Here is a 24,672-nt window from a genome sequence, read left to right as displayed (position 1 = left end):
GCCTTGCTACAACTGTTCTAGTTCAAGTAGAATTACTAGAAATAGGAGGGTCATGCTGATCAGGATCGACGCCAACAGCTCACGACCGCTGTTCGAGCAGGTCGCGGCTTCCGTCCGCGCTGACATCCTGACCGGTGCGCTGGCGCCGGGCGATCGACTGCCGTCGGCCCGTGAGGTCGCCGAGTCGCTCGACATCAACCTCCACACCGTGCTGCACGCGTACCAGCAGTTGCGTGACGAAGGCCTGGTGGACCTGCGGCGGGGTCGAGGGGCGGTGGTCGCGGCATCCGCGGCGCCGTTGGCCGAACTCGCCAAAGAGATCCGCGCGCTCGCGACCCGTGCCGCAGAGCTCGGCATCTCGCCGACCACGCTCGCTTCTCTCGTGAAGGAGACCATCCTATGAACGACGCCTCCCGCCGTTCCCGCATCGCCTTTCTCTGGGTGGGTGTGATCGCGCCGCTGGCGATTCTCGCCTTCTCCGCGATGGTGCTCCTCGCCTGGATGCCGGATCTGCCCGACCCCATGGCGATCCACTGGGGCGCCGACGGGGTCAACGGGTATGGCCCGAAGTCGAGTTACATCCCGTTGACGCTCGGGATCGGTGCTGCGATCGTCCTCTTCGACGCGGCGCTGGCGCTTTTCGCGCACCGGCTGCCGCAGAGCAGCGCCGAGCCGACGATCGGGCCCTGGTCGGCGACATCACGTTTCCTGGGGGCGATCAACCTCGGCATCGCTGCACTGATGTCCCTCCTCTCGATTTCGGGTGCGGCGATGCAGCGGGGGTTGTCCGATGCTGCGGACACGCCCGACATCACCGGTTGGATGATCCTCGGGCTCCTGCTCCTCGGCGGCTTCACGGTGCTGGGCTGGTTCCTGCAGCCGAAGCATCCGCGGAGCGCCGTGCAGCATGGCGCTCCGGCGAGCGGCATCACCCTCGCGGCGAGCGAGCGCGCCGCGTGGTTCGGCACGGTGGCGATGAATCGAGTCGGAGCGGTCGTCATCTTCGGTCTGCTGGCGGTGTACCTGGCGGTGACGGCTTTCGCCGTCGCCCGCGCTCCTTACGACGGCTGGTCGGCGGCGTCGATCCTGCTCGTGATGTCGGTCGTCGTCCTGATCGCGATCGGCTGCGGCATCGCGTTCCGCGTGCGCGTGAACGCCGGCGGGCTTCGGGTGCGGTCCTTCCTCGGCTGGCCGGACACGCGCATCCCGACTGGCGACATCGCCAAGATCGAGGTCATCCGCATCGATCCTCTTGCCGAGTTCGGCGGATGGGGGTGGCGCATCGGCACGGATGGGCGACGCGGCGTGGTGCTTCGAGCCGGTGAGGCGCTGCAGGTGACCCGTGCGAGCGGAAGCACGTTCGTGGTCACGATCGACGGAGCCGAGCAGGCCGCTGCGCTGCTGCAGGCATACGTGGATGCCGCGGCATCCGATCCGGAATCCGGCCGCACGCACACAGGAGGCGCATCATGACCATGCCGCACGCGGGGACCTCGAAACGAATCCCACTGATCTCGATCATCGCCTTCGTGGTCCTGGCCTGCGGGCTCGCGTGGCTGGTGGCGCTGCCGCTCTGGTCGGGCGACGGACTCGCGCATCCGTTCGCGGGAGTGCTCATCTCCGTGATGATGTTCACCCCGGCCCTCGCCGCGGTGATCGTGATCCTGCTGCTCCGCCCGGTGCCGAAGGGGGAGCGGCTGCGCTTCCTCGGGATCTGGCCGCTGCGTCCGGCCAAGCGCGTGATCTGGCTGAGCGTGCTCGGGTTGTTCGGACCGCTGGCGGTGATCGCGCTGTCGGTCGCCGTCGCCGCCGTCTTCGGATGGGTGCAGCTGGATCTGATCGGATTCTCCGGATTCGCCGAGACGCTGGAGGCTGCTCTGCCCGCGGGAGCCCCCGTACCACCGGCCGCCGTCGTGATCGTGTCCCAGCTGATCGCGATCCCGTTCGCGGCGGCGACGATCAACGCGGTCATGGCATTCGGTGAGGAACTGGGCTGGCGCGGGTTCCTCGTGCCCGCACTGCGCCGATACGGCACGTGGCCCGCCCTGCTGATCAGCGGCGCGGTATGGGGACTCTGGCACGCGCCGGTGATCCTGCTCGGCTACAACTTCGGCCGCGCCGACCTCACCGGTCTCCTGTTCATGGTGGGCGGGTGCTTCGCCTGGGGCGTCCTGCTCGGCTGGCTCCGGCTGCGCTCGGCATCCCTCTGGCCTGCCGTCTTCGCGCACGGCGCGATGAACGCGGCCGGCGCTCTGGTCACGCTGCTGTACGCGGCCGGGACGACATTCGACATGGCGCTGGCGGGGCCGTTGGGCGTGGCGGGATGGATCGCCTGCGCGGTGGTGATCGTCGGGCTCGTGCTCACCGGACAGTTCCGCAATCAGCCGGAGCTCGACGGTGCGCCAGGTCGGCTGCTGTCGCCGCAGCGCGATCAGCGCTGATCCCCACCGAGCTGCTGCGGACCCTTGACCTCGCGGTTCGGGGGAGGTTGGCTGAAGGCATGGCCGAATCCACCCCCCAGAACTGGCGTGCCGCCGACGACTATCTCACAGACGTCCTCGTCGGGCAGGATCCGACGCTGGACGCGACGCTCGCGGCGCAGCGTGCCGCCGGGCTCCCCGAGATCGAGGTGGCGCCGGTCAGCGGAAAGCTGCTGAATCTGCTCGCCCGCATCAGCGGCGCCCGTCGCGTTCTCGAGGTCGGCACCCTCGGCGGGTACTCGACGATCTGGCTCGCCAGAGCGGTGGGGCCGGAAGGCACCGTCGTCACAGTCGAGGCGGAATCCGTGAATGCCGCTGTCGCCCGCCGCAACCTCGACGCGGCCGGAGTCGGCGACCGCGTCGAGATCCGCATCGGTCGCGGTGCCGAGGTCCTGCCGAGTCTGGACGGCACCGAGCCGTTCGATCTCGTCTTCATCGACGCCGACAAGGAGTCCAACACGATCTATCTGGATTGGGCTGCTCGGCTCGGACGCACGGGCACCGTCATCGTCCTGGACAACATCGGTCGCGAGGGCGAGATCGTGAACCAGGACACGACGGATCCGCGGGTCATCGGCACGCAGGAAGGGCTCCGGATGCTGGGGGAGGATGCTCGGTTCGATGCAACCGCGCTGCAGACGGTCGGACTCAAGGGCTGGGACGGCGTCGCGATCGCCCTCGTGGTCTGAAGACGCTTCGGCGCGTCGAACGCTCCGGGCTAGACTGGCGACGGATCGACGACGCTCCACCACCACCTTTTCTCTGAGCAAGGAGCACATTCGTGGCATTGATCGAGGCTGTAGGCGCACGTGAGATTCTCGACTCGCGGGGCAACCCGACCGTCGAGGTGGAGGTGCTCCTCGATGACGGCATCGTGCAGCGCGCCGCCGTCCCCTCCGGCGCATCCACCGGTGCGTTCGAAGCATACGAACTCCGCGACGGCGACAAGAGCCGCTACGGCGGCAAGGGCGTCCTGAAGGCCGTCGAGGCGATCCTCGACGAGCTCGGCCCGGCCATCGAGGGCGTCGAGGCGAGCGAACAGCGCATCGTCGACGAGATCCTCATCGAGACCGATGGCACCGAGAACAAGAAGCGCACCGGTGCGAACGCCATCCTCGGCGTCAGCCTCGCCGTTGCCAAGGCTGCAGCCGACAGCGCCGACCTGCCGCTGTTCCGCTACCTGGGCGGACCCAACGCGCACATCCTGCCCGTTCCGCTCTTCAACGTCATCAACGGCGGCGAGCACGCCGACAACGGCATCGACATGCAGGAGTTCTTCCTGGCTCCGATCGGTGCGGAGACCTACTCCGAAGCTCTGCGCTGGGGAGTCGAGACCTACCACGTGCTGCGCAGCGAGCTCAAGGCCGCCGGCTACGCGACCGGGCTCGGCGACGAGGGTGGATTCGCGCCCGACCTGCCCAGCAACCGCGAGGGCCTGGACTTCCTCGTCAAGGCCATCGAGAAGGCCGGTTTCACGCCGGGCTCCGAGATCGCCCTCGGCCTCGACGTCGCGGCGACCGAGTTCTTCAACGACGGCGTCTACCGCCTGGACAACAAGGACTGGGACGCCGAAGCGCTGACCGAGTACTACGTCGGCCTGGTCAATGACTTCCCGATCGTCACGATCGAGGATGCTCTCGCCGAGGACGACTGGGACAACTGGAAGCACCTCACGGACGCTCTCGGCTCGAAGGTCCAGCTCGTCGGAGACGACCTGTTCGTGACCAACCCCGAGCGTCTCGCCGATGGCATCCGCCGTGGCGTCGCGAACTCGCTGCTGGTCAAGGTCAACCAGATCGGCACGCTCACCGAGACGTTCGACGCGGTCAGCCTGGCACAGCGCTCCGGTTACACGGCCATGCTGTCGCACCGCTCCGGTGAGACCGAGGACACCACGATCGCCGACCTGGTCGTCGCGACCAACTCGGGTCAGATCAAGGCCGGTGCGCCGGCTCGCAGCGAGCGCGTCGCGAAGTACAATCAGCTTCTGCGCATCGAGGAGGAGCTCGGCGACGCCGCGGTCTTCGCCGGGCGTTCCGCCTTCCCGCGCTTCACCGCGTGAGCGTGCGCACGAACTGACCTGAGTACGAAAAAGGGGGAGCCATGTCGAGACGAGTGGCTTCCCCTTCGTCGTCTCCGCGCACGGTCGACGTGCGGGAATGGACCTCGGGGATCCGGCTGTCCGCATTCTCGGTGATCATGCTCTCGCTGGTCGTGCTCGGAGCGTGGGTGCTGGTGCCGACGCTCGGCATCTACATCGAGCAGCGCCAGCAGATCGCCGCGCTCGAACAGGCTGTGCAGCTCTCGAAGGAGGAGATCGCAGCCCTCGAGCTCGAGCAGCAGCGCTGGGAGGATCCTGCGTACATCACCACGCAGGCGCGCGAGCGACTCTATTACGTCAAGCCGGGCGAGGTCGTCTATCTGATCGACAACGACCTCGACGCCGCGGCCCTGCCGAAGGAGCAGCAGCGGGTCAGTGCGGAGCTCGAGGAGAGCGATTCCGACTGGATGGCGCAGATGCTGCGCAATCTGGCCGGAGCGGGCCTCGCACAGACGGCGGTCGAAGGCGAGTAGAGGCTTCGTTCAGGCGCACCTCCCGTACGCTTGACACGTGACGAACCCGCCCTTCGCCCTGCCCACTCCCGCGGAGATCGATGTTCTGTCCGCGCAACTCGGACGTCCCGTTCGCGGGGTGGTCGGCATCGCCGCCCGCTGCGTGTGCGGCAACCCGACTGTCGTGGCCACCTCGCCCCGACTGCCGGATGGCACGCCGTTCCCGACGTTCTACTACCTGACGCACCCGGCGGCAACCGCCGCGATGTCGACTCTTGAGGCCACCCAGGTGATGCCGGAGCTGGCGGCTCTCCTCGAGGACGACGAGGACGTCGCCGCCGCGTATCGTGCCGCCCATGACGCATACCTCGCGGATCGCGCTCAGTTCGGCGAGGTCGCTGAGATCGACGGCATCTCCGCGGGAGGCATGCCGACCCGCGTGAAATGCCTGCACGCACTGGCGGGGCATGCACTTGCCGCCGGACCGGGGGTAAACCCGATCGGCGACGCCGCCCTGGCACGCTCGAGCTGGTCGCCGGAGCGCTGCCGATGCGAGCAGCCGGGGGCCGCGATCGCATGAGACGACGGCGGATGCTGAACGCCACCGTCGCGGTTGCGGCGATGGCGGCATCCGTCCTGCTCGCCGGAGCCGCCACGCCGCCGATCGAGACTCCGACTCCGACGCCCAAGCCGACGGTGGAGAAGCCGGTCGATCCGATCCGCGCCGCTGAGTACTGGCTCGACGGCGCGCGTGTCAACGACGCGTGGAAGACCGCACGAGGCGAGGGCGTCACAATCGCCGTGATCGACACCGGCATCGCTCAAGGGCCTGTCGAGTTCCGGGATGCCGTGGTCGGCGGCACGGATGTCTCGGGCACGGGATCCGAGGACGGGCGGACTCCGGTCGGCACGATCGACGTCAACCACGGCTCGTGGGTGGCGTCCCTGGCGGCCGGCCGAGGTGCGGAGGACGGCACCGGCATGATCGGCGTCGCCCCCGAGGCCGACCTGCTCTCGATCTCCGTCAACTTCGGTGCGGCCGCAGCCGTGCCGTTCACCGAGCAGATCGCGGATGCGATGCGCTGGGCGGTCGACAACGGCGCCGACATCATCAACCTGTCCTTCACGACCAACACGCTGGATTGGGATCGCAGTTGGGATGACGCCTTCCTGTACGCGTTCCAGCACGACGTCGTCGTGGTGGTGGCCGCAGGCAACCGCGGCAACGGCACGTCGATCGTCGGCGCACCGGCGACCATCCCCGGTGTGCTCACGGTCGGCGGCGTGAACCAGCACGGAGAAGCGAGTGTCGAAGCATCGACGCAGGGCATCACGATCGGCATCTCGGCGCCGAGCGAAGGGCTGCTGGGTGTCTCCGCGGACGGCCGCGTGGCCGAATGGGACGGTACGAGCGGTGCCGCACCGATCGTGGCGGGGGTGGCGGCGCTGGTCAAGTCGGCGCACCCGGACCTCAGCGCGGGCAACATCATCAATCGGATCCTGAAGACCGCGATCCCGGTCGAGGGGGTCGACCGGGTGCCGGACCCGCTGTACGGCTACGGTCTCATCGACGCGCACGCCGCGGTGACGGCATCGGTCGCGCACACCGACGCCGACCCGGCGGCCGACCTCGAGGAGTGGATCAGAGTCTTCCGGCGCGCCGAGACCGTTCCGCAGCCGACTCCGACCGTCGGACCCGTTTCGGTCGAGCCCTTGCCGGCCGCCGATCCGCCCACCGACCCTGGTTCTCCGCTTCTTCCCAGTGCCCAGACGCTGCTGTACGGTACCCTGCCGCTCATCGTCCTCACAGTCCCTGGTATCCTGGTTGCGCTAGGCGTCACCGCAGCTGCCCGGCGTATCCGTAGGGCGCGCGCGCAGCGCACGCCTGCCCCCTGACAAGGAGTTTCCCCTCTGTGGCTGAGAACAGCACTGTGCCCAAGATTCTGATCGTCGGCGGTGGCTACGCGGGTTTCTACACGGCGTGGAAGCTCGAGAAGCACCTCCGCAAGGGTGAGGCCGAGGTGACCATGGTCGACCCGCTGCCCTACATGACTTACCTTCCGTTCCTGCCTGAAGTGGCCGCGGGATCGATCGAGCCGCGGCACGCCGTCGTCTCGACGCGCCGCCACCTCAAGCGCACGAACGTGGTCGCCGCCAAGGTGACCAACATCGATCACGCGAACAAGGTCGCAACGATCACTCCGGCCGACGGTGACTCGTACGAGTTCGCCTACGACCAGATCGTCGTGACGGCGGGTTCCGTATCGCGCACGTTCCCCATCCCCGGTATCGCGGACAACGCGATCGGCATGAAGTCGATCGAAGAGGCCGTGTGGGTGCGCGACAAGGTGCTGTCGAACTTCGACCGCGCCGCGGCGCTTCCGCCCGGGCCGGAGCGCGAGCGTCTGCTGACCGTCGTCGTCGTCGGCGGTGGCTTCGCCGGCATCGAGACCTTCGCCGAACTGCGCTCCTTCGCTTCGGCGCTGCTCAAGCGCTACCCGGAGCTGACGTTCGAGGAGACTCACTTCCACCTCATCGAGGCCATGGGGCGCATCATGCCCGAGGTGTCGCTGCCCACGAGCGAATGGGTGCTCAAGGACCTCGCCAAGCGCGGAGCCAACGTGCACCTGGACACTCAGGTCACCGGCGCCGTCGATGGCAACGTCGAGCTGTCCACCGGCCAGGTCATCCCCACCGACATCATCGTGTGGACCGCCGGTGTCATGGCGAATCCCCAGGTCGTCCGCGCGGGTGACCTTCCCGTCGAGGAGCGCGGTCGTATCCGCGCCCAGGCCGACCTGCGCGTCGTCGACGCCGACGGAAACGTCGTCGAGGGTGCGTGGACCGCCGGTGACGTCTCGGCCGTGCCCGACCTCACCGGTGGTGGCGTCGGCGGCTTCTGCGTGCCGAACGCCCAGCACGCCGTGCGTCAGGCCAAGCGCCTGGCCAAGAACCTGGTCGCGACGCTGCGCGGCGAGGCTCCGGTCGACTACATCCACAAGAACCTCGGTGCGGTCGCGGGTCTCGGACTCGGCACCGGTGTGTTCCAGTCCGGCAAGCTCGCGCTCAAGGGCTTCGTCGCGTGGGTCGCGCACCGTGGTTACCACGGTCTGGCGATGCCGACGTGGGAACGCAAGTGGCGCGTGCTGTGGGGCTGGTGGCACAACCTGTGGCTCGACCGCGACATCGTGAACCTCGAGAAGGTGCAGCAGCCGCGCGCATTCTTCGAGCAGTTCGCGTCGCGTCCGCGTCCCGCCGCCGATGCCGCTCCGGCTGCTCCGGCCGCCCCCGCGAAGGTCGAGGCCCCCAAGGCCGAGGCCCCGGCCGCGAAGGCTGCGGTCGGCGCCAAGTAGACGTCGCGACGAATGCCCCGTTCTCCGGAACGGGGCATTCGTCGTCTCCGAGGAGATCCATAATCTGCTTCGGTAACGTCGTTTCTGCAAGGGGAGTACTCCCGTCTGCGGCGGTGTCGTCATTACGGACCTGAGATCAGTGTCCCGGCCCGCCGGCCCTCAGGGGTGGAGGAGACCTTGGCGGTCCGCCCGTGCGGACGGCCATGGCAACCCTGTGCGCAGATCCGTGGCTGTTCGCTTCACCCGATGAAGGAAGCGCAACCATGGACAAGATCTCCCGACTGCTCGGCATGGCCTCGCAGGCGCTGGACGGCAACGCGGCATCGAATCGACGCGGGTCGTCCGGTTCTGCGGACTGGAGCGGGATGCTCCGCGGCGCGGTGGATGCCGTGCGCGGCCCCTCCCGGACCGAGAACGCCACGGAACGGACGCCGGAGTCGCACCCGTATTCGCCGCCGCCCGCAGCAGGCTACGCACCGCCGCCCGCAGCGGGGTACACACCCCCTCCCGCAGCAGGGTACGTGCCGCCTCCCGCAGCGGGCGCGACGGCAGGATCCGCGGCATCCGACGCGGACCGCGCGGCGATCGCGCGATACGACTACCTGATGCAGACCGCGGATCCGCACCGTGTCGAGCAGATCCATCGTGAGGCGTTCGCTCGGCTGACCCCCGAACAGCGTTCCCACATCGCTCAGCGCATGCAGACCGAGTTCGGTCCCGGCGAGCGGCCGGCCTCGGCATCTGCGGACGAGCTCGCTCGAGCTGCGGGCCGCGCGGAGGCGACGCAGCCCGGGCGTATGCGCGGACTGCTGTCGCGGGTGCGCGGCGCCGGCACAGGAGGAGCCGCGTTCGTGGCGGGAGGCGCCGCGTTGGGCGTGCTGGGCGCTGTCGCTGCAGGTTCGGTGCTCAGTGCAGCAGCCGCTCCGCTGCTCGAGCAGGCGACCGCGATGGGCGTCGACTTCGCCGGCCTCGCGGAAGGGCTGGATATCGAGGCACTCGCGGGAGGCGCCGAGGGCGTCATCGGCTCGGCGGGGGATGCGGTCTCCGGCCTGGGCGAGTCCGTGTCCGATTGGGGATCCGCGCTGGGCGACTTCGGTCTCGGGGACATCTTCGGACGCTGACGGCGGCACGCGGGCGCGATGTGACCGTGCCCCCGCTGGGACTCGAACCCAGACTGCGGCGAGTTTAAGTCGCCTGCCTCTGCCGATTGGGCTACGGGGGCATGCCGTTCAGCCTATCGGCGCAAGCCCGCGACGAGGTCGTAGGGTGGGGGAGTGCTCGACCTGATCGACGGCCCGACGAACGCCTCGCCACGCGAGTGGGAGGATCCGGTGCGCTGGTGGACCCGACTCAGTGACGTCACAGCGCACCTGCCCGCACCTGTGGCGGTCATCGACGTGGACGCGTTGCGCCACAACGCGATGGATATGCTCGTGCGCGCGGGAGGCATCCCCATCCGCGTGGCGTCGAAGTCGGTGCGCGTCCGATCCGTGCTGGATGCCGTGCTGCAGATTCCCGGTTACCACGGCATCCTCGCCTTCACGCTCGCCGAGGCGCTCTGGCTGTCCGAGACCCACGACGACATCGTGGTCGGTTACCCGAGCGTCGATCGCGCGGCCATCGCTCGGCTGGCACAGGACGAGTTCGCGGCCTCCCGCGTCACACTGATGGTCGACGACCCGGCGCACCTGGACCTCATCGACGCTGTGGCCGCTCCGGCGGCACGAGCCGAGATCCGCGTCGCGATCGATGCGGACGCCTCGTGGCGGTCTTCGGCGCTCGGGCACATCGGCGTGCGTCGGTCGCCGCTGTTCACGGCCGCCGACGTCTCGCAGTTCGCGCGGACGATCGTGCGGCGCGAGGGTTTCCGCCTGGTCGGTCTGCAGATGTACGAGGCGCAGATCGCCGGTCAGGGCGATGATGCGGGGGCGGATGCCCCGGTGATCCGATTCGCCCAGGCGCGCTCACGCGACGAACTGCGGCGTCGCCGGGCAGACATCGCGAGCGCCTTGGCCGACATCGCCCCCCTCGAGTTCCTCAACGGCGGTGGCACCGGTTCGCTCGAGTTCACCGGCAGCGATGAATCCGTCACCGAGGCGACCGCGGGCAGCGGGCTGCTGGGCGGGCACCTCTTCGACGGGTACCGTGCGTTCCGGCCGGCTCCGGCATCCGCCTTCGCCTTCGATGTCGTGCGCCGGCCAGCGGCCGATATCGCCACGGTCCTCGGCGGCGGGTGGATCGCATCAGGACCCTCCGTCGTGTCGCGCCAGCCGCGGCCGGTCTGGCCCGGCGGGCTGCGCACCCTGCCCAGAGAAGGAGCAGGCGAAGTGCAGACGCCGTTGCAGGGGCGGGCAGCGGCATCGCTGGTCATCGGCGACCGGGTCTGGTTCCGGCACGCGAAGAGCGGTGAACCGGCAGAGCGGATCGATGCGTTCCACCTCGTCTCCGGCGACGAGGTCGTAGGCGAACTGCCCACATATCGCGGCGAGGGAAAGGCGTTCCTGTGACACGACTAGGCGGAAGCTGGCAGAACTGGTCGCGCTCGGCGTCCGTCGTACCGACCCGCGTGGAGCGGCCTCGCACTCCCGAAGGCGTGCAGCGGGCCGTTCAGGCGGCGCAGGCGCAGAACCTGCCGGTCAAGGCGGTCGGCGCCGGGCACAGCTTCACCGGCATCGCGGTCGCGCCGGGAGTCCTTCTGGACCTGAGCGACATGCAGGGTCTGGTCAGGGCGGATGCCGTGACGGGACGCGCCACTTTCCTCGCCGGCACCCGGCTGCACCGGGTCCCCGGATTGCTGGCGCCGTTCGGGCTCGCGATGGAGAACCTGGGTGATATCGATCGCCAGTCGATCTCGGGGGCGATCTCGACCGGGACGCACGGCACCGGTGCCCGCTTCGGCGGGCTGGCCACCCAGGTCGTCGGTGCGGTCCTCATCACGGCTGACGGTGAGTTCCTCCGGGTCAGCACCGACGAGAACGCCGAGCTGCTGCCCGCGATCGCCCTCGGTCTCGGTGCCCTGGGCATCCTCGTGGAGGTCACTCTGCAGTGCGTCCCGGCCTTCGTGGTGCACGCGGTCGACGAGCCTGCTCCGCTCGAGGACGTCCTGGCCACGCTGGGCGACCGCGTGCAGGCGTTCGACCATTTCGAGTTCTATTGGTTTCCGCACACCGAGGTGGCGCTCACGAAAAGCCAGGAGAGGATGCCGGAGTCGACCAGGCGTCATCCGCTGCCGCCACTGGGGCGATGGATCGACGAGACGCTGCTGTCGAACACCGTCTACCGCGCCGTCTGCGCCACGGCGCGCGCCGTGCCGAGGATCACTCCGCCCTTCAACAGGCTCGCCGTGCAGCTCACGGGTGATCGCGAGTACACCGATCGCTCGCACACCGTCTTCACGCAGCGCCGGGCGGTGCGCTTCCGCGAGATGGAGTACGCGCTGCCGGCGGAGAACGTCGTGCCCGCGTTCCGTGCCGTGCGCGAGCTGATCGCGCGGCGCGGCTGGCGGATCGAGTTCCCGATCGAGGTGCGATTCGCCGCGGCGGACGATGTGTGGCTGTCGACCGCCTACGGACGTGCCACCGGGTACATCGCCGTGCATCGGTACTGGCGGGTCGATCCGACCGCGTATTTCAATGCGGTCGAGGAGATCATGCTCGAACACGGCGGGCGCCCGCACTGGGGCAAGCTGCACACCCTCGACGCCGAGCGGCTGCGCGAGCGCCATCCCCGATTCGATGATTTCCTGGCCGTGCGCGACCGGCTGGACCCCGAGCGGAGATTCGACAACCGCCACCTCCGGCGCGTGCTCGGAGCCTGAGCGTCACCCAGTCGATGCGCAGACAGCGCAGCTAGGATGAAGGAAATCTGCGGAAGGGGTGGCCTCCCATGTGGGAATGGCTCGTGCCGGTACTGATCGTCGTCGGCGTCATCGTGATCATCGGCATCTACCTGTGGGCGACCTACAATTCCCTGGTCCAGCTCAACGTGCGAGTCGACGAAGCCTGGAGCGGCATCACGGTGCAGCTCAAACGGAGAGCCGATCTCATTCCGAACCTCATCGAGTCGGTGAAGGGCTACGCCTCGCATGAGAAGGCCGTGTTCGAGAACGTCACGCGCGCCCGCGCCGAGACGCTGTCCGCTTCGGGTCCCGGTGAAGCAGGTATCGCCGAAGGGCATCTGCAGCAGGCGCTCAAGAGCCTGTTCGCCGTCGCCGAGGCGTATCCGCAGCTGCAGGCCAGTCAGAACTTCCTCCAGCTGCAGCATTCGCTCGTCGACACGGAGGACAAGATCCAGGCGGCGCGCCGGTTCTACAACGGCGGCGTCCGCGAGCTGAACACGAAGATCAAGGTCTTCCCCAACAACCTGTTCGCACGAGGACTCGGATTCAGCGAACGGGAGTTCTTCGAGGTCGCGGACGGAACGACCATCTCGGAGCCCCCGCGCGTTCAGTTCTGAGCGATCGCCTGCCGTTCGTGCTCGTGTCGTTCTGATCGAACGCCCCCGATCGCCTTCAGAGCATCAGCGACGGCGTCGGTGGCATCGCCCCAGCCGGAGACGGTGATGCGCTCCAGGCCCTGCCAGGATGCTGCGCGTGCGAGTTCTTCGGCGATCGCGATGGCATCATCCGGGTGGGCCGCAGGTTCCCACCACGCTGACTGCACCCGCAGTGCTGAGGCGACGCGGTCGGCTTTCAGGTCGACTCTGGCCGTAATGCGGTCATCCACCAGCACGGGAAGCGAGTAGTAGCCGTAGCGGCGCTTGTGCGCCGGCACGTAGATCTCGATGCGATAGTCCAGCGCGAAGGCGCGCAGTGCGCGTTCGCGGAACCACACCACGGGGTCGAACGGCGTCAGCAGTGCGCTGGCGTCCACGCGGCGCGGCAGGACGGCATCCCGGTGCCGCCAGGCCGGGAGAGGACGCCCGGCGCGATCCCAGCCGCGCACGACGACCGGTTCGAGTTCTCCCGAATCCACCAGGTCGGCGATCGCCTGGCGGACGCCCGCCCGATCTCGCAGGCGATGATAGTCGGCCAGATCGGACTCGGTGGCGACGCCGGATGACCGCGCGGCGCGACGCACCAGTTCTCGGAACGCGTCATCACGCGGGATCGGACGATCTCGGACGTCGACCGGTATGACCTGCTCGGCAAGCGCGTAGCGGCGCTCGAACCCGCGCCGCCCGCTGATGGCGACGTCCCCGGTGCGCCAGAGGTGCTCGAGCGTGTGCTTCACGTCGTCCCAGTCCCACCACGTGCCGCGTTCGCGCGGCGCATCCTCCCGCAGGTCGGCAGGGCGCAGCGGCCCGCGGGCGCGCAGTTCGTCCTTCACCCAGGCGATGGTGCGCTGATTGCGGTTCATCCAGGAATCGGGGTCGTCGGCCCAACGCCGACGGAAGTCCGACATCCGGAAGTCCCACAACCCCCAGTCGGATGCCGGGACGAAGGTCGCCTCGTGGGCGAGGTACTCGACGTAATGGGTGGTGCGTGCGTGGAAGATGCGCTCGAACAGAGCGGCGTCGTAGGGCCCGAGGCGCGAGTACAGCGGCATGTGGTGGGAGCGGACGAAGACGTTCACGGAATCGATCTGCAGGACACCCATCCGCTCCATAGCGCCGTGCACGTGGCGAGCCGTGACGGTCGTGGGGCGTCGACGGGTGAAGCCCTGGGCGGCGAGCGCGATGCGCCGAGCCTGCGCGGCGCTGAGAATCTGTGACACGTGGGTCAGCGTAGCGCCGGGCACGGACATCGCCACGCGTAGACTGACGGGATGACGGACGAGAAGCGCCCACGCAAGCGGGATCTTCTGTGGGGCGCCATGCCGACCGAGCGCACCGTCCGCACCGATACCGACCGTGCCGTTCCGTACGGACTGCGTGTCACCGCCGGGTATGCGTGGCGACTGCTGCTGATCGCGGCGGCCGTCGGCGTCATCGTCTGGGTGGTCATCCAGCTGAAGCTGCTCGTCGTCCCGCTGCTGATCGCGATCCTCGTCTCAGCCCTGCTCGCGCCGGCCGTCGGCTGGATGCTGCGGCATCGCGTGCCCCGCTGGCTGGCGATCGTGATCGCGATGATCGGCACGCTCGCGATCGTCGCCGGCCTGCTGTGGCTCGTGATCTGGCAGGTTTCGCGGCAATGGGCGATGGTGCGCGACAGCACGGCGGACTCCATCGAGCGACTGCGCCAGTACCTCATCGACGGCCCGCTGCACCTGTCCGCAGCCGAGATCCAGGCGTATATCGACCAGGCGCTCGGATTCCTCCAGCAGCAGGTCGACCTGCTGTGGTCGGGGGCACTCGCGATCGGCACCACCGCCGGGCACGTCGTGACCGGCGCCGTGCTCGCCCTGTTCATCCTGGTCTGCCTGCTGGCGGACGGCGCCGGCATCTGGCGCTGGACGCTCAAGATCTTCCCGCGGGATGCGCGTCCTGCGGCGGCGGCGGCAGCGAGCAACGGATGGAACACGCTGGTCAACTATGCGCGTACGCAGCTGCTCGTCGCCACGATCGACGCGATCGGCATCGGCCTCGGCGCGTTCTTCCTCGGCGTTCCGCTCGCAATACCCGTGGCCGTGCTCGTCTTCCTCGGTGCATTCGTGCCGATCGTCGGAGCCGTGGTCACCGGCGCGGTCGCCGTGTTCCTCGCGCTGGTCTACAACGGGCCGTGGATCGCGTTCTGGATGCTCATCGTGGTGCTGGGCGTCCAGCAGATCGAGGGGCACATCCTGCAGCCGATCCTGATGGGATCCGCCGTCAAGGTCCATCCCCTCGCGGTCGTGCTCGTCGTCGCAGGAGGCACCATGATCGGCGGAATCCCCGGTGCCCTGTTCGCAGTGCCGTTGGCCGCCTTCGTGAACGTCGTCGCCGTGACCCTCAGCAGCGGGTCATGGCGCACCGGCGACGATCCGCACGGAGACCTGATCTGGAGTACAGTGCCGCGCGAGCGGCGACGGAGGATTCAATGAGCACAGCCCCCAGCCTGGCCGAGTTCGAAGAGGCCGCGCAGGGCCTGGCGGGTGTGATCACACACACTCCGACCCTGCCCTCTCGAGCCCTCACGGATGCCTTCGGCGCGCCCGTCGTGCTGAAGATGGAGAACCTGCAGCGCACCGGCTCCTTCAAGATCCGCGGAGCCGCGCACCGGCTCTCGAAGCTGACGGCGGAGGAACGCTCCCGCGGTGTCGTCGCGGCATCCGCCGGCAACCACGCGCAGGGAGTGGCGCTCGCGGCGCAGGCGCTGGGGATTCCGGCGACGATCTTCATGCCGCTCGGCGTTCCGGTGCCCAAGCTCCTGGCGACGCGCGGGTACGGTGCCGATGTCGTGCTGGAAGGCGAGACGGTCGCGACCTCGCTGCGTCTGGCCGCGGAGTTCGCCGAGCGCACCGGCGCGGTCATGATCCACCCGTTCGACCATCGCGACGTCGTGGTCGGGCAGGGGACGCTGGGACTCGAGCTGCTCGAGGACGCCCCGGACCTCGACACCGTCCTCGTCGGCATCGGCGGGGGAGGACTGATCGCCGGCATCGCCTCCGCGATCAAGGCCAAGGCGGCCGAGACGGGTCGGAAGATCCGCATCGTCGGCGTGCAGGCCGAGAACGCCGCAGCCACGGTCGCCTCGCTCGAGGCCGGGCACCGCGTGGCCATCGAGACCCGCCCGACGATCGCCGACGGCATCCTGGTCGCCGAACCGGGCGCCGTCCCGTTCGAGATCATCCGCGAGCTCATCGACGAGGTCGTCACCGTCAGCGACGACGACATCGCGCGTGCGCTGCTGGTGCTGCTCGAACAGGCCAAGGTCGTCGTCGAGCCGGCGGGTGCTGTCGGCGTCGCCGCGATTCTCGCGGGCAAGATCCAGCCGACCGGGACGACCATGGCGGTGCTCTCCGGCGGCAACATCGACCCGCTGCTGCTGCAGCGGGTCGTGGCGCACGGACTCGCGGCGTCCGGACGGTACCTGACGATCCGCATCCCGCTGCCTGACCGGCCCGGCCAGCTCGCGCGCGTCTCCGAGCTCGTGTCGCAGGCCGGCGCGAACGTCATGGAGGTGCTGCACACCCGCCATGGACAGGGCCTTCAGATCAACGAGGTGGTCCTGCAGCTGAGCATCGAGACGCGAGGGGCGGAGCACACCGAGCTCACGCTCGACACGCTCCGCCGCGCAGGTTACGACCCGGTCGTCGTCCCCGACTAGCCCGCGTACGTCTCCACGCCGGTGACCTCGACAGCGATCGCGCGGCCGTTGGGGGCCTCGTAGCTGGTCTTGTCGCCGACCTTGAGGCCGAGGATGGCCTGCCCGAGTGGGCTGGCCTCGCTGTAGACGTCGAGGTCGCTGCCGACGGCGATCTCGCGGCTGCCGAGGAGGAAGACCTCTTCGCCACCGGCGACCACGGCCGTGACGACCGTGCCCGGCTCGACGATGCCGCGGCTGGCCGGAGCTTCGCCGACCTTCGCGGTCTTCAGCAGCTGCTCGAGCGTGCGGATGCGCGCCTCCTGCTTGCCCTGCTCGTCCTTGGCGGCGTGGTAGCCGCCGTTCTCCTTGAGGTCGCCCTCTTCGCGCGCCGCTTCGATGCGCTTCGCGATCTCTTCGCGGCCGACCGTGGAGAGGTGCTCGAGCTCGGCGACGAGTCGATCGTAGGCTTCCTGCGTGAGGAACGGGACCTGAGCGTCTGTGGACACAGCGTGCTCCTTTGTTCAGCGCCCTTCAGAGCGCACCGGGGATATGCCAAGACGCCCCGGCGATCGTGCCGGGGCGTCAGTTGTCTGAGGCGAGTCTATGCGACCCAGCAGGAGTTGACCAAACCCGTGGTCGCCTCGGCGACGGTCTTCACCTGTTCGGTGAGGGCCCTGCTGTGCGCCTCGGATGCCGGGATCTCGACGACCTTCCAGCCGACGACGCCGAACTCCTCGTCGAGGGCTTCGATGGCGCAGGCGACGTCCTTCCCTGCCACCCCGCTCACCTGGAATCGGACCTCGACGGAGTGCTCGTCAGTCACCTCGAAGCCCAGATCGTCGGCGTCGACGGAGTTCATCGACTGCGTGATCGTGGACCAGCTGAAGTACCCCACCACGACCACGGCCAGCACGATGCCGATGATCCACGGCAGGCGGCGCCGGCGGGTGCGTCCGTAGCGGTCATCGAGTTCCTGTGCGGTCGTCACGAGGCGTGTCTTTCGGTCGTTAAGCTGGTCTTTACAGGTTATGCGACCTGTGCACGAAAGGCGGCCACATGCTGGTTCTGTTCGGCTCCGAAACGCCGATGCCGACCCCGACGATGACGGTGGACCCGGATTCGGTGACCCCAGGCTTCGCCGGTTTCGCCGCGATCGTGATCGTTCTCATCGCCGTCGTCCTCCTGATCTGGGACATGAACCGACGCATCCGCAAGGTGCGGTACCGAGAAGAGGTCCGCGAAGAGCTGGATGCCGAAGAGGCCGCCGCTCGCGAGAGTGGAGCGGGCACTGCGCAGCGCGAACCCGATTCGGACGCCGAGGCGGACGAGGGCGACAGGAAACCCTGATGGCCCCGGGGTTCAGTGCATGGTCATCCCGCCGGTGACGTTGATGCCCTGACCCGTCATGTAGCTCGCGAGATCGCTGGCCAGGAACAGAGCGACGCCCGCGACATCGTGCGGCGTCCCGGTCCGCCCGAGCGGCACCTGCGAGCGGTCCTCCGCGGCCACTTCGTCGGCTGTCATGCCACGGATCGCACCACCCTCGATGCGCTCCCGATGCTTCATCGGCGTCTCGATGATCCCGGGGCAGATCGCGTTCACGGTGATGCCGCGCGGCGCGAGCTCGGTCGCCATCGTCTTCGTGACGCCGAGCACCGCGTGCTTCGAAGCGACATAGGCGGTCATGCCGCGGTATCCGTTCTTGCCCGCCTGGGACGAGATGAAGATGATGCGCCCCGTACGCTCTTCGTCCACGAGACGTGCGGCGACGTGCTTGGCGACGAGGAACGATCCCTTGGCGTTGACGTCGAGATTCAGATCCCAGTGCGCAGACGTGGTCTCGGTCGCGTAGCCGAGCGTCGATGTGCCGGCTGCTGTCACGACCGTGTCGATCGTTCCGATGCGTGCGGCGATCTCGGACACGACGGCGGCCACGGCATCCTCGTCCGTCACGTCCAGCCGGACGGCCCAGGCGCCCTGCCGCTCCCGCAGCCCTTCCGGGAACGACAGGTCGGCGCTGACGACCGTTGAGCCCTCGCTGCGGAAGGCGTCGACGATCCCGGCGCCGATCCCGCTGGCGCCCCCGGTGACGAGGACGACGCGGCCGCGGAGCTCGTCGAACACTCAGACCCCCGTGCGCGTGAACGCGTCGAGGCTGATGCCCTGCTCGAGGATGCGCTTGGACCACTCGCGCGCGCTGTGCAGGCTGTGGTCGCGGTAGTTGCCGCATTCGACGGCGGAGACGCCGGGGACGTCGTCCCATTCGGCCTTCTCCGCGATGAACTCCAGTCCCGCCTTGATCGCGGCGACGACGTGCGCGACGGACGGCTCGCCCCACGTGATCAGGTGGAATCCGGTACGGCAACCGAAGGGGGAGATATCGATGACCCCGTCGAGGTGGTCGCGCAGGACGCTGGCGAGCAGGTGCTCGATCGTGTGCAGGCCCGCCGTGGGGATCTCGCCCTCGTTCGGCTGCACGAAGCGCACGTCGAAGTTGGAGATCGCGTCGCCGCGCGGTCCGCGCTCCGTGGCGATCAGGCGCACGTACGGCGCGTGGACGGCGGTGTGATCGAGGGTGAAGCTCTCGACTTCGGCCATGGGTCTCTCCTTGTGTATCGGCTGCCCGCATCGGGTCCAGCCCCGACGGTATCCGCCCGAGGCGCGCGGCTCACATCGTATTACGTGCGGTGTCCGCCCTCACCCGTCAGCCGGGCAGACCCAGCGAGGGGGAGTACGGCTCCAGGGCGATCAGCAGACACGCGGTCCAGTGGCACAGGAAGGCGAGCACGGTGCAGACATGGAAGATCTCGTGGAACCCGAAGTGTCCTGGCCACGGGTTCGGCTTCTTCACCGCGTAGACGATCGCACCGCCGGTGTAGAGCAGGCCGCCGATGATTACGAGGAACATCATCGCGACGTTCGCCCGCAGGAGGTCGCCCATGTACATGACCGCCGCCCAGCCCAGCAGCAGGTACAGCGCCACGTACAACCAGCGTGGTGCGTTGATCCAGAAGACGCGGAACAGGATGCCGAGCAGGGCGCCGCTCCACACGAGAGTCAGCAGCAGCGCCCCCTTCTGCGGTTCGAGCGCGAGCGTCGCGATCGGCGTGTACGTGCCGGCGATCAGCAGCAGGATGTTGGCGTGGTCGATGCGCTTGAGGAGGATCTTCGTCTTCGGACCCCAGTCGAGCCGGTGGTACAGCGCTGAGTTGCCGAACAGCAGCAGGGAGGTGGTCATGAAGACGGCCGCCGACCACTTCGCCGGTGCCCCCTGCGCGAGGACGATCAGCACGATTCCGGCGATGACCGCGATCGGGAAGGTGCCGGCGTGGATCCAGCCGCGCCACGTGGGTTTGATCTCGACGTCGGCGTCGACCGCTGCTGCTTCGAGCAGCGGCAACTGGGGGACATCCGAGGGCCGGGCTGCGCGTCTGCTCACGTCTTCACTCTAAGGCGCTGGCCATTCCGCGAGCAGTACATATCCTGAGCGATCCCCCAGTGCGGGACGGGAGGGAGACGGTAGCGTAGGCACGTGAATGCACGCGTGAGCGAGGGCCGGGGGCCGCTGTACCGGCTGTACGGCAGGCGGTTGCGCAGACAGCTCGAGGCGGCGCCGGTTCCGCACCATGTCGCGATGATGATCGACGGCAACCGCCGGTGGGCCCGTCAGCTCGGACTCGGGTCGGCAGCCGAGGGGCACCGAGCGGGAGCGGCCAAGATGCGCGAGTTCCTCGGCTGGTGCGATGACATTGGAATCCCCGTCGTCTCCCTGTATCTGCTCTCCAGCGACAACCTGCTGAAGCGGGACTCGAAGGAGATCGCCGACCTCATCGACATCATCGCCGAGCTGGCAGACGGCATCTCCCGCGAGCCGAACTGGCGCGTCAAGCATGTCGGTCGCGCGGATATCCTTCCGACCGAGCTCGCCAGAGTGCTCGCGGATGCCGAGGGGCGCACGAGAGATCACACCGGTCTGCATGTCAACCTCGCCGTCGGCTACGGCGGACGCAACGAGATCGTCGATGCGGTGCGCAGCATCATCGCCCACCACAACGCGTCCGGTGGAACGCTCGAAGACCTCGCCGTCCAGTTGACGCCCGAGATGATCGGCGAGCACCTCTACACGACAGGGCAGCCCGACCCGGACCTCGTGATCCGCACGAGCGGCGAACAGCGGCTCAGTGACTTCCTGCTCTGGCAGAGCGCACACAGCGAGTTCTACTTCGTCGAGGCGCTCGGGCCCGATCTGCGCGAGATCGACTTCCTCCGTGCGATCCGCGACTACGCAGGGCGCGATCGGCGATTCGGCCGCTGACCTCATCGGCGCCGCCCGCGCATGGCAGGATGAGCCGGGTGAGCGCATTCGATGATTTCCTCGCCACCTTCGACGTCGAGCCCGGCTATCTGAACTGGGCGGCGAACGGCCCGCTGTCGCCATCCGTGCGAGCGGAAGTGTTCGCGGACGCTGATCTGTTGGGCAGCGGTCGGCCGTCTTCGCTGGCACTCGTCGCCGAGCGGGTCGTCCAGGCGAAGGAGACCGCCGCGGAGCTGCTCGGCGTGGAGGCCGCCGAACTCACCGTGCAGCCCTCTGCGACCTATGGGCTGATGCACGCGTTGTACGGCCTCAGCGGCGCGGTCATCGCCTCGAGCGCGGAGTTCCCCAGCATCTCACTCACTCTCGAGCGCGCTGCACAGGCCTCGCACGGCGAGGTGTCGGCCCGTTGGATCGACCCGCAGGACGGACACGTCACGCCGGACGCCGTCGCCGAGGCACTGGATGCCGAAGTCACCGCACTCGCGGTGAGCCATGTCGACTTCCGCACCGGTTTCCGCGTCGATCTGGCTGCGCTGCGGGATGTCATCGGCCCGGATCGACTGCTGATCGTCGATGCGGTGCAGTCCTTCGGGATCATCGAGGACGACTACACGGTCGCCGACGTGATCGTCGGGCACGGCTACAAATGGCTGCGCGCGGGGCGCGGGACGGGATTCGCGCGGTTCTCCCCGGCCGCCCGGGAGCGGATCTCGCCCGTCCTCTCCGGGTTCGGGGGAGTCGGCGGTCCGTTGCCGGTCGACGACCTGCCCGCACCGGCATCCGACGCGAGTGCGTACACCGTGAACGCCCCCGACCCTCTTGCCGCCGCACGCCTCGCCGTCGGCCTGAGTGACGTGCGCGACGCGGGCGTCACGCACATCGAAGAAGCTGTCGCGGCGCACGTGGACGCGATTCTCGAGATCGCGGATCGCCACGGCATCCCGGTGCGAAGCCCACGAGATCGTGCGCGCCGAGCCGGCATCGTGACTCTCGCGCCCGAGCATCCGGCACCGCTGTCGGCCGCTCTCACCAACGCCGGCGTCGTCGCGACGTCGCGTGGCGACGCCGTGCGCGTGGCACCGCACGCCGGGACCGCGGACGACACGCTTCGGATGCTGGACGACGCGATCGCATCTGCGGGCAACGAGAAGTTCACCAGCGCGTAACGATGCCTTCGCGTGTCTTGCGGCCTCGGGCCACCATCCGGTCGTAGCTTCTAGGCATCGGGCACGGTGCCCGGTCGGGTCGGCCCTCAGGTACGCGACTCGTGGCCCTGGTCGACTCGAGGCAATAGCCGGGAGACAGTCCCGGGTCGGGAGTGGGTCGTGACCACACGTACAGCGCAGCAGCAGTCCCGCAAGAGCACCGAGGCGCAGCCGGAAACGGATCTGCGGACCTACGTGCTCGACACCTCGGTCCTGCTGAGCGATCCGCAGGCGTTCTTCCGGTTCGCCGAACATTCCGTCGTCCTCCCGGTGGTCGTGATCACCGAGCTGGAGGGCAAGCGGAACGATCCGGAGATCGGATACTTCGCGCGGCAGGCGCTGCGCCACCTGGACGAGTTGCGCATCGAGCACGAGCGCCTGGACTTCGCCGTACCGGTCGGTGAGGGCGGCACGCTGCGCGTCGAGCTGAACAACACCAGTGGCGATGTGCTGCCCAGCGGCATCCGGCTCGGCGACAACGACAGCCGAATCCTCGCGGTCGCGATGCACCTGTCGCAGAACGGGCAGGAGGTCACGATCGTGTCCAAGGACCTGCCGATGCGCGTCAAGGCCGCATCGCTGGGTCTGCGCGCGGAGGAGTACCTCGCCGAGCAGGCCGTCGACTCCGGGTGGACCGGGATCTCCTCGCTCGCGCTGTCCGGCGACGAGATCAGCGACCTGTACGAGAGCGAGGTCGGCTCCAGCGACGAGGCCGTCGGGCTTCCGGTGAACACGGGGCTGATCATCCAGTCCGAGCGAGGCTCGGCGCTCGGACGCGTGACCAGCGATGGCGAGTACAAGCTGGTCCGCGGTGACCGGGAGGTCTTCGGCATGCACGGGCGCTCCGCCGAGCAGCGCATCGCGATCGATCTGCTCCTGGATCCTGAGGTCGGCATCGTCTCCCTCGGCGGGCGCGCCGGCACCGGCAAGTCGGCGCTCGCCCTGTGCGCAGGACTCGAGGCGGTGCTCGAACGGCAGCAGCAGAAGAAGATCATCGTCTTCCGGCCGCTGTTCGCAGTCGGCGGCCAGGAGCTCGGTTACCTGCCCGGCGACCAGGGCGAGAAGATGGGGCCCTGGGGTCAGGCGGTGTTCGACACGCTCGGATCGGTGGTCTCGGGCAACGTGCTGGAAGAGGTCGTGGATCGCGGGCTCCTCGAGGTGCTGCCGCTGACGCACATCCGCGGGCGCTCGCTGCACGACGCATTCGTGATCGTCGACGAGGCGCAGTCGCTCGAGCGCAACGTCCTGCTGACGGTGCTGAGCCGGATGGGCCAGAACTCCCGGGTGGTGCTCACCCACGATGTCGGGCAGCGCGACAACCTGCGCGTGGGTCGTCACGACGGCATCGCAAGCGTGATCGAGACGCTCAAAGGACACGATCTGTTCGGCCACGTCACGCTGATGCGCTCCGAGCGCTCGGCGATCGCGGCTCTGGTGACCGAGCTGCTGGAGGGCGGCGAGCTCAGCTGAGACGGCCCGGCCACTTCGGGGGCCGACACGCCACTTGTCGGACGTTTCCGGGCGATCCGTCCGACATCTGGTGTGTCGGCCCCCGAAGTGAGCGGTGTCACGCGTGGTCACGCATGCGGGTGATCGCAGCGAGGATGGCGGCCCGCACGGTCGGCCAGTCGTGGATGATCTGGGCGTAGTCGAAGCGCAGGGTCTCGTACCCGAGGGCGGATGCCGCAGCATCCCGAACCAGGTCCTTATGCCGTTTCGACCCGCCGTCGTGATTCTCCTTGCCGTCCGCCTCGAGGATGAGGCGTCCGTCGATGACGAAGTCCACCGTGCCGACACCGACGAGCATCACCTGTGTCGTCAACAGCAGACCGATGAGGTGCAGGCGGAGACGAAGGATCGATTCGAGTCCGCTGTCCGCGTCGTCGCGCGCGAAGTCGACGAGCCATCGCGCGTAGGTCGGAAGTGCTTCGCGCAACCGGAGGAGCCTCCCCGCGCCGGAGAGCTTGCCCGATCGCAGTGCCGACTCCAATGATGCGAAGAAGGACTCGTCGCCCTCGCAGCGGTGGAGGTGCGCGAGCGCGGTCTCGACGTCGACGATTCCGATGGGAACGCGCCCCCGGAAGAAATGACTGGTGCAGCAGCATCCATCGTGTTCATGAACGCGACCTCGGCGTCCCACCCAGACGTGGGGGATCTCGGCGTCGTTCAGGACCCAGATGCCGCGCGCACGCAGTGCTCCGGCACAGGTCAGCGCACCGCCGTGGAGTGCCGCGCTACGGGCGTCGTGGTGGACGCCGATCGTGGCGAACAACCCCGGCCGGAGCCGCTCCACGTGTCCGTTCCGTACAGCCCGCGTCAGCTGCGGCCGGCTCACGCCATGCTTCTGGAGCGTCGTTCCGTGGGCGATTCCACCGAGATGGTCGAGGAGAAGGTGCGGGGTGAGCATGACGACAGGATGTCGTGCCTCGGGGCGAGCACGGAGCGGAGATGGTCGGTTTCGCCGGGAACTGTGGGCAACGCACGAAGAGGGTCCTGCGGTGCAGGGGAAGTGGCGTACGACACTTCGGGGGCCGACACACCAGATGTCGGACGGAATCGCGATAAACGTCCGACAAGTGGCGTGTCGGCCCCCAAGGTGGCA

At 68.4% G+C, this 24,672-nt stretch carries 26 protein-coding genes and 1 tRNA gene; 19 read left to right on the top strand and 8 right to left on the bottom strand.

The genetic code is table 11. The features are described from left to right. Positions 1 to 52: 52 nt before the first annotated feature. The 10 genes from ACFCYE_RS14660 (at position 53) to ACFCYE_RS14615 (ending at position 9,507) form a co-directional block, all read left to right on the top strand. Positions 53 to 403: a GntR family transcriptional regulator gene (locus ACFCYE_RS14660; RefSeq protein WP_376179845.1), complete on the top strand. Its 351-nt coding sequence runs from the start codon at positions 53 to 55 to the stop codon at positions 401 to 403. Beyond that, complete coding sequence (locus tag ACFCYE_RS14655) at positions 400 to 1,473, top strand: DUF1648 domain-containing protein (protein ID WP_376179843.1); 1,074 nt, start codon at positions 400 to 402, stop codon at positions 1,471 to 1,473. The genes ACFCYE_RS14660 and ACFCYE_RS14655 overlap by 4 nt, the downstream gene beginning before the upstream one ends. Continuing rightward, entirely contained in the window at positions 1,470 to 2,441 is a 972-nt protein-coding gene (locus ACFCYE_RS14650; protein ID WP_376179841.1) for a lysostaphin resistance A-like protein, read from the top strand. Before ACFCYE_RS14655 ends, ACFCYE_RS14650 begins: the two co-directional genes overlap by 4 nt. A gap of 59 nt (positions 2,442 to 2,500) precedes the next feature. Continuing rightward, positions 2,501 to 3,169 (top strand): O-methyltransferase, encoded by a 669-nt coding sequence (locus ACFCYE_RS14645; protein ID WP_376179839.1) that lies wholly within the window; start codon positions 2,501 to 2,503, stop codon positions 3,167 to 3,169. 92 nt (positions 3,170 to 3,261) lie between these two features. Continuing rightward, positions 3,262 to 4,542, top strand: a complete 1,281-nt coding sequence (gene eno, locus ACFCYE_RS14640) for a phosphopyruvate hydratase (protein ID WP_376179837.1) — start codon at positions 3,262 to 3,264, stop codon at positions 4,540 to 4,542. 41 nt (positions 4,543 to 4,583) lie between these two features. Further along, positions 4,584 to 5,054, top strand: a complete 471-nt coding sequence (locus ACFCYE_RS14635; RefSeq protein ID WP_376179835.1) for a septum formation initiator family protein — start codon at positions 4,584 to 4,586, stop codon at positions 5,052 to 5,054. Between the two features lie 37 nt (positions 5,055 to 5,091). Next, a complete protein-coding gene (locus tag ACFCYE_RS14630) occupies positions 5,092 to 5,613 on the top strand; it encodes a DUF501 domain-containing protein (protein ID WP_376179833.1) in 522 nt (173 codons plus the stop codon). Between the two features lie 11 nt (positions 5,614 to 5,624). After that, a complete protein-coding gene (locus ACFCYE_RS14625) occupies positions 5,625 to 6,929 on the top strand; it encodes a S8 family serine peptidase (RefSeq protein WP_376179832.1) in 1,305 nt (434 codons plus the stop codon). Between the two features lie 35 nt (positions 6,930 to 6,964). Further along, on the top strand, positions 6,965 to 8,386 hold the full coding sequence (locus ACFCYE_RS14620) for an NAD(P)/FAD-dependent oxidoreductase (RefSeq protein ID WP_376180161.1): 1,422 nt from the start codon (positions 6,965 to 6,967) through the stop codon (positions 8,384 to 8,386). A 263-nt stretch (positions 8,387 to 8,649) separates the two neighbouring features. Continuing rightward, positions 8,650 to 9,507: a cation-transporting ATPase gene (locus ACFCYE_RS14615; protein ID WP_376179831.1), complete on the top strand. Its 858-nt coding sequence runs from the start codon at positions 8,650 to 8,652 to the stop codon at positions 9,505 to 9,507. A gap of 27 nt (positions 9,508 to 9,534) precedes the next feature. Here the strand turns inward: ACFCYE_RS14615 and ACFCYE_RS14610 are convergent. Further along, positions 9,535 to 9,608, bottom strand: a tRNA-Leu gene (locus tag ACFCYE_RS14610). Between the two features lie 52 nt (positions 9,609 to 9,660). Here ACFCYE_RS14610 and ACFCYE_RS14605 point away from each other — a divergent pair. From ACFCYE_RS14605 to ACFCYE_RS14595, 3 genes are all read left to right on the top strand, one after another. Then, positions 9,661 to 10,893 carry an alanine racemase gene (locus ACFCYE_RS14605; protein WP_376179830.1) on the top strand — a complete coding sequence of 411 codons (1,233 nt, stop codon included), beginning with the start codon at positions 9,661 to 9,663 and terminating at the stop codon, positions 10,891 to 10,893. After that, the gene (locus tag ACFCYE_RS14600) at positions 10,890 to 12,203 is read left to right on the top strand and encodes a D-arabinono-1,4-lactone oxidase (protein ID WP_376179828.1); all 1,314 of its coding nucleotides are present in this window, start codon (positions 10,890 to 10,892) and stop codon (positions 12,201 to 12,203) included. Before ACFCYE_RS14605 ends, ACFCYE_RS14600 begins: the two co-directional genes overlap by 4 nt. Positions 12,204 to 12,271: 68 nt before the next feature. Further along, positions 12,272 to 12,841 (top strand): LemA family protein, encoded by a 570-nt coding sequence (locus tag ACFCYE_RS14595; protein WP_376179827.1) that lies wholly within the window; start codon positions 12,272 to 12,274, stop codon positions 12,839 to 12,841. Here the strand turns inward: ACFCYE_RS14595 and ACFCYE_RS14590 are convergent. Then, positions 12,832 to 14,100 (bottom strand): winged helix-turn-helix domain-containing protein, encoded by a 1,269-nt coding sequence (locus ACFCYE_RS14590; protein WP_376179825.1) that lies wholly within the window; start codon positions 14,098 to 14,100, stop codon positions 12,832 to 12,834. The two genes, ACFCYE_RS14595 and ACFCYE_RS14590, sit on opposite strands and share 10 nt — an antisense overlap. A gap of 51 nt (positions 14,101 to 14,151) precedes the next feature. Here ACFCYE_RS14590 and ACFCYE_RS14585 point away from each other — a divergent pair, with 51 nt between their 5' ends. Both ACFCYE_RS14585 and ilvA read left to right on the top strand, forming a co-directional pair. Further along, entirely contained in the window at positions 14,152 to 15,345 is a 1,194-nt protein-coding gene (locus tag ACFCYE_RS14585) for an AI-2E family transporter (protein WP_376179824.1), read from the top strand. Next, positions 15,342 to 16,571, top strand: coding sequence for a threonine ammonia-lyase (gene ilvA, locus ACFCYE_RS14580; protein ID WP_376179822.1), 1,230 nt, complete (start codon positions 15,342 to 15,344; stop codon positions 16,569 to 16,571). The genes ACFCYE_RS14585 and ilvA overlap by 4 nt, the downstream gene beginning before the upstream one ends. Here the strand turns inward: ilvA and greA are convergent. After that, positions 16,568 to 17,056, bottom strand: a complete 489-nt coding sequence (gene greA / locus ACFCYE_RS14575; protein ID WP_376179820.1) for a transcription elongation factor GreA — start codon at positions 17,054 to 17,056, stop codon at positions 16,568 to 16,570. The genes ilvA and greA overlap by 4 nt on opposite strands. 95 nt (positions 17,057 to 17,151) lie before the next feature. Further along, entirely contained in the window at positions 17,152 to 17,538 is a 387-nt protein-coding gene (locus ACFCYE_RS14570; protein ID WP_376179818.1) for a DUF4307 domain-containing protein, read from the bottom strand. A gap of 68 nt (positions 17,539 to 17,606) precedes the next feature. On the opposite strand from ACFCYE_RS14570, the gene ACFCYE_RS14565 reads away from it, so the two are divergent. Then, complete coding sequence (locus ACFCYE_RS14565) at positions 17,607 to 17,897, top strand: hypothetical protein (RefSeq protein ID WP_376179816.1); 291 nt, start codon at positions 17,607 to 17,609, stop codon at positions 17,895 to 17,897. A gap of 12 nt (positions 17,898 to 17,909) precedes the next feature. Here ACFCYE_RS14565 and ACFCYE_RS14560 read toward each other — a convergent pair whose 3' ends face one another. The 3 genes from ACFCYE_RS14560 to ACFCYE_RS14550 all read right to left on the bottom strand — a co-directional run bounded on the left by ACFCYE_RS14560 (position 17,910) and on the right by ACFCYE_RS14550 (position 19,989). After that, positions 17,910 to 18,674 carry an SDR family NAD(P)-dependent oxidoreductase gene (locus ACFCYE_RS14560; RefSeq protein WP_376179815.1) on the bottom strand — a complete coding sequence of 255 codons (765 nt, stop codon included), beginning with the start codon at positions 18,672 to 18,674 and terminating at the stop codon, positions 17,910 to 17,912. Continuing rightward, positions 18,675 to 19,148 (bottom strand): S-ribosylhomocysteine lyase, encoded by a 474-nt coding sequence (locus ACFCYE_RS14555; protein ID WP_376179813.1) that lies wholly within the window; start codon positions 19,146 to 19,148, stop codon positions 18,675 to 18,677. Positions 19,149 to 19,254: 106 nt separating this feature from the next. Next, the gene (locus ACFCYE_RS14550; RefSeq protein WP_376179811.1) at positions 19,255 to 19,989 is read right to left on the bottom strand and encodes a hemolysin III family protein; all 735 of its coding nucleotides are present in this window, start codon (positions 19,987 to 19,989) and stop codon (positions 19,255 to 19,257) included. Positions 19,990 to 20,082: 93 nt separating this feature from the next. On the opposite strand from ACFCYE_RS14550, the gene ACFCYE_RS14545 reads away from it, so the two are divergent. The 3 genes from ACFCYE_RS14545 (at position 20,083) to ACFCYE_RS14535 (ending at position 23,540) form a co-directional block, all read left to right on the top strand. Next, positions 20,083 to 20,865, top strand: a complete 783-nt coding sequence (locus ACFCYE_RS14545) for an isoprenyl transferase (RefSeq protein WP_376179809.1) — start codon at positions 20,083 to 20,085, stop codon at positions 20,863 to 20,865. A 29-nt stretch (positions 20,866 to 20,894) separates the two neighbouring features. Continuing rightward, positions 20,895 to 22,031 carry an aminotransferase class V-fold PLP-dependent enzyme gene (locus ACFCYE_RS14540; RefSeq protein ID WP_376179807.1) on the top strand — a complete coding sequence of 379 codons (1,137 nt, stop codon included), beginning with the start codon at positions 20,895 to 20,897 and terminating at the stop codon, positions 22,029 to 22,031. A 159-nt stretch (positions 22,032 to 22,190) separates the two neighbouring features. Beyond that, complete coding sequence (locus tag ACFCYE_RS14535) at positions 22,191 to 23,540, top strand: PhoH family protein (RefSeq protein ID WP_376179805.1); 1,350 nt, start codon at positions 22,191 to 22,193, stop codon at positions 23,538 to 23,540. Positions 23,541 to 23,637: 97 nt separating this feature from the next. Here ACFCYE_RS14535 and ACFCYE_RS14530 read toward each other — a convergent pair whose 3' ends face one another. After that, positions 23,638 to 24,477 carry an endonuclease domain-containing protein gene (locus tag ACFCYE_RS14530; protein ID WP_376179804.1) on the bottom strand — a complete coding sequence of 280 codons (840 nt, stop codon included), beginning with the start codon at positions 24,475 to 24,477 and terminating at the stop codon, positions 23,638 to 23,640. Positions 24,478 to 24,672: the final 195 nt, after the last annotated feature.

This window comes from Microbacterium sp. NPDC056234 (assembly GCF_042267585.1).
GTDB lineage: Bacteria > Actinomycetota > Actinomycetes > Actinomycetales > Microbacteriaceae > Microbacterium.
This window is presented reverse-complemented; position numbering and strand designations above follow the sequence as displayed.

What these genes read in the sequence shown, in the direction of transcription:
- ACFCYE_RS14660 (WP_376179845.1), top strand. Translation starts at nt 53, where the DNA reads ATGCTGATCAGGATCGACGCCAACAGCTCACGACCGCTGTTCGAGCAG.
- ACFCYE_RS14655 (WP_376179843.1), top strand. Translation starts at nt 400, where the DNA reads ATGAACGACGCCTCCCGCCGTTCCCGCATCGCCTTTCTCTGGGTGGGT.
- ACFCYE_RS14650 (WP_376179841.1), top strand. Translation starts at nt 1,470, where the DNA reads ATGACCATGCCGCACGCGGGGACCTCGAAACGAATCCCACTGATCTCG.
- ACFCYE_RS14645 (WP_376179839.1), top strand. Translation starts at nt 2,501, where the DNA reads ATGGCCGAATCCACCCCCCAGAACTGGCGTGCCGCCGACGACTATCTC.
- ACFCYE_RS14635 (WP_376179835.1), top strand. Translation starts at nt 4,584, where the DNA reads ATGTCGAGACGAGTGGCTTCCCCTTCGTCGTCTCCGCGCACGGTCGAC.
- ACFCYE_RS14625 (WP_376179832.1), top strand. Translation starts at nt 5,625, where the DNA reads ATGCTGAACGCCACCGTCGCGGTTGCGGCGATGGCGGCATCCGTCCTG.
- ACFCYE_RS14615 (WP_376179831.1), top strand. Translation starts at nt 8,650, where the DNA reads ATGGACAAGATCTCCCGACTGCTCGGCATGGCCTCGCAGGCGCTGGAC.
- ACFCYE_RS14595 (WP_376179827.1), top strand. Translation starts at nt 12,272, where the DNA reads ATGTGGGAATGGCTCGTGCCGGTACTGATCGTCGTCGGCGTCATCGTG.
- ACFCYE_RS14585 (WP_376179824.1), top strand. Translation starts at nt 14,152, where the DNA reads ATGACGGACGAGAAGCGCCCACGCAAGCGGGATCTTCTGTGGGGCGCC.
- ilvA (WP_376179822.1), top strand. Translation starts at nt 15,342, where the DNA reads ATGAGCACAGCCCCCAGCCTGGCCGAGTTCGAAGAGGCCGCGCAGGGC.
- ACFCYE_RS14565 (WP_376179816.1), top strand. Translation starts at nt 17,607, where the DNA reads ATGCTGGTTCTGTTCGGCTCCGAAACGCCGATGCCGACCCCGACGATG.
- ACFCYE_RS14555 (WP_376179813.1), bottom strand. Translation starts at nt 19,148, where the DNA reads ATGGCCGAAGTCGAGAGCTTCACCCTCGATCACACCGCCGTCCACGCG.
- ACFCYE_RS14540 (WP_376179807.1), top strand. Translation starts at nt 20,895, where the DNA reads ATGAGCCGGGTGAGCGCATTCGATGATTTCCTCGCCACCTTCGACGTC.
- ACFCYE_RS14530 (WP_376179804.1), bottom strand. Translation starts at nt 24,477, where the DNA reads ATGCTCACCCCGCACCTTCTCCTCGACCATCTCGGTGGAATCGCCCAC.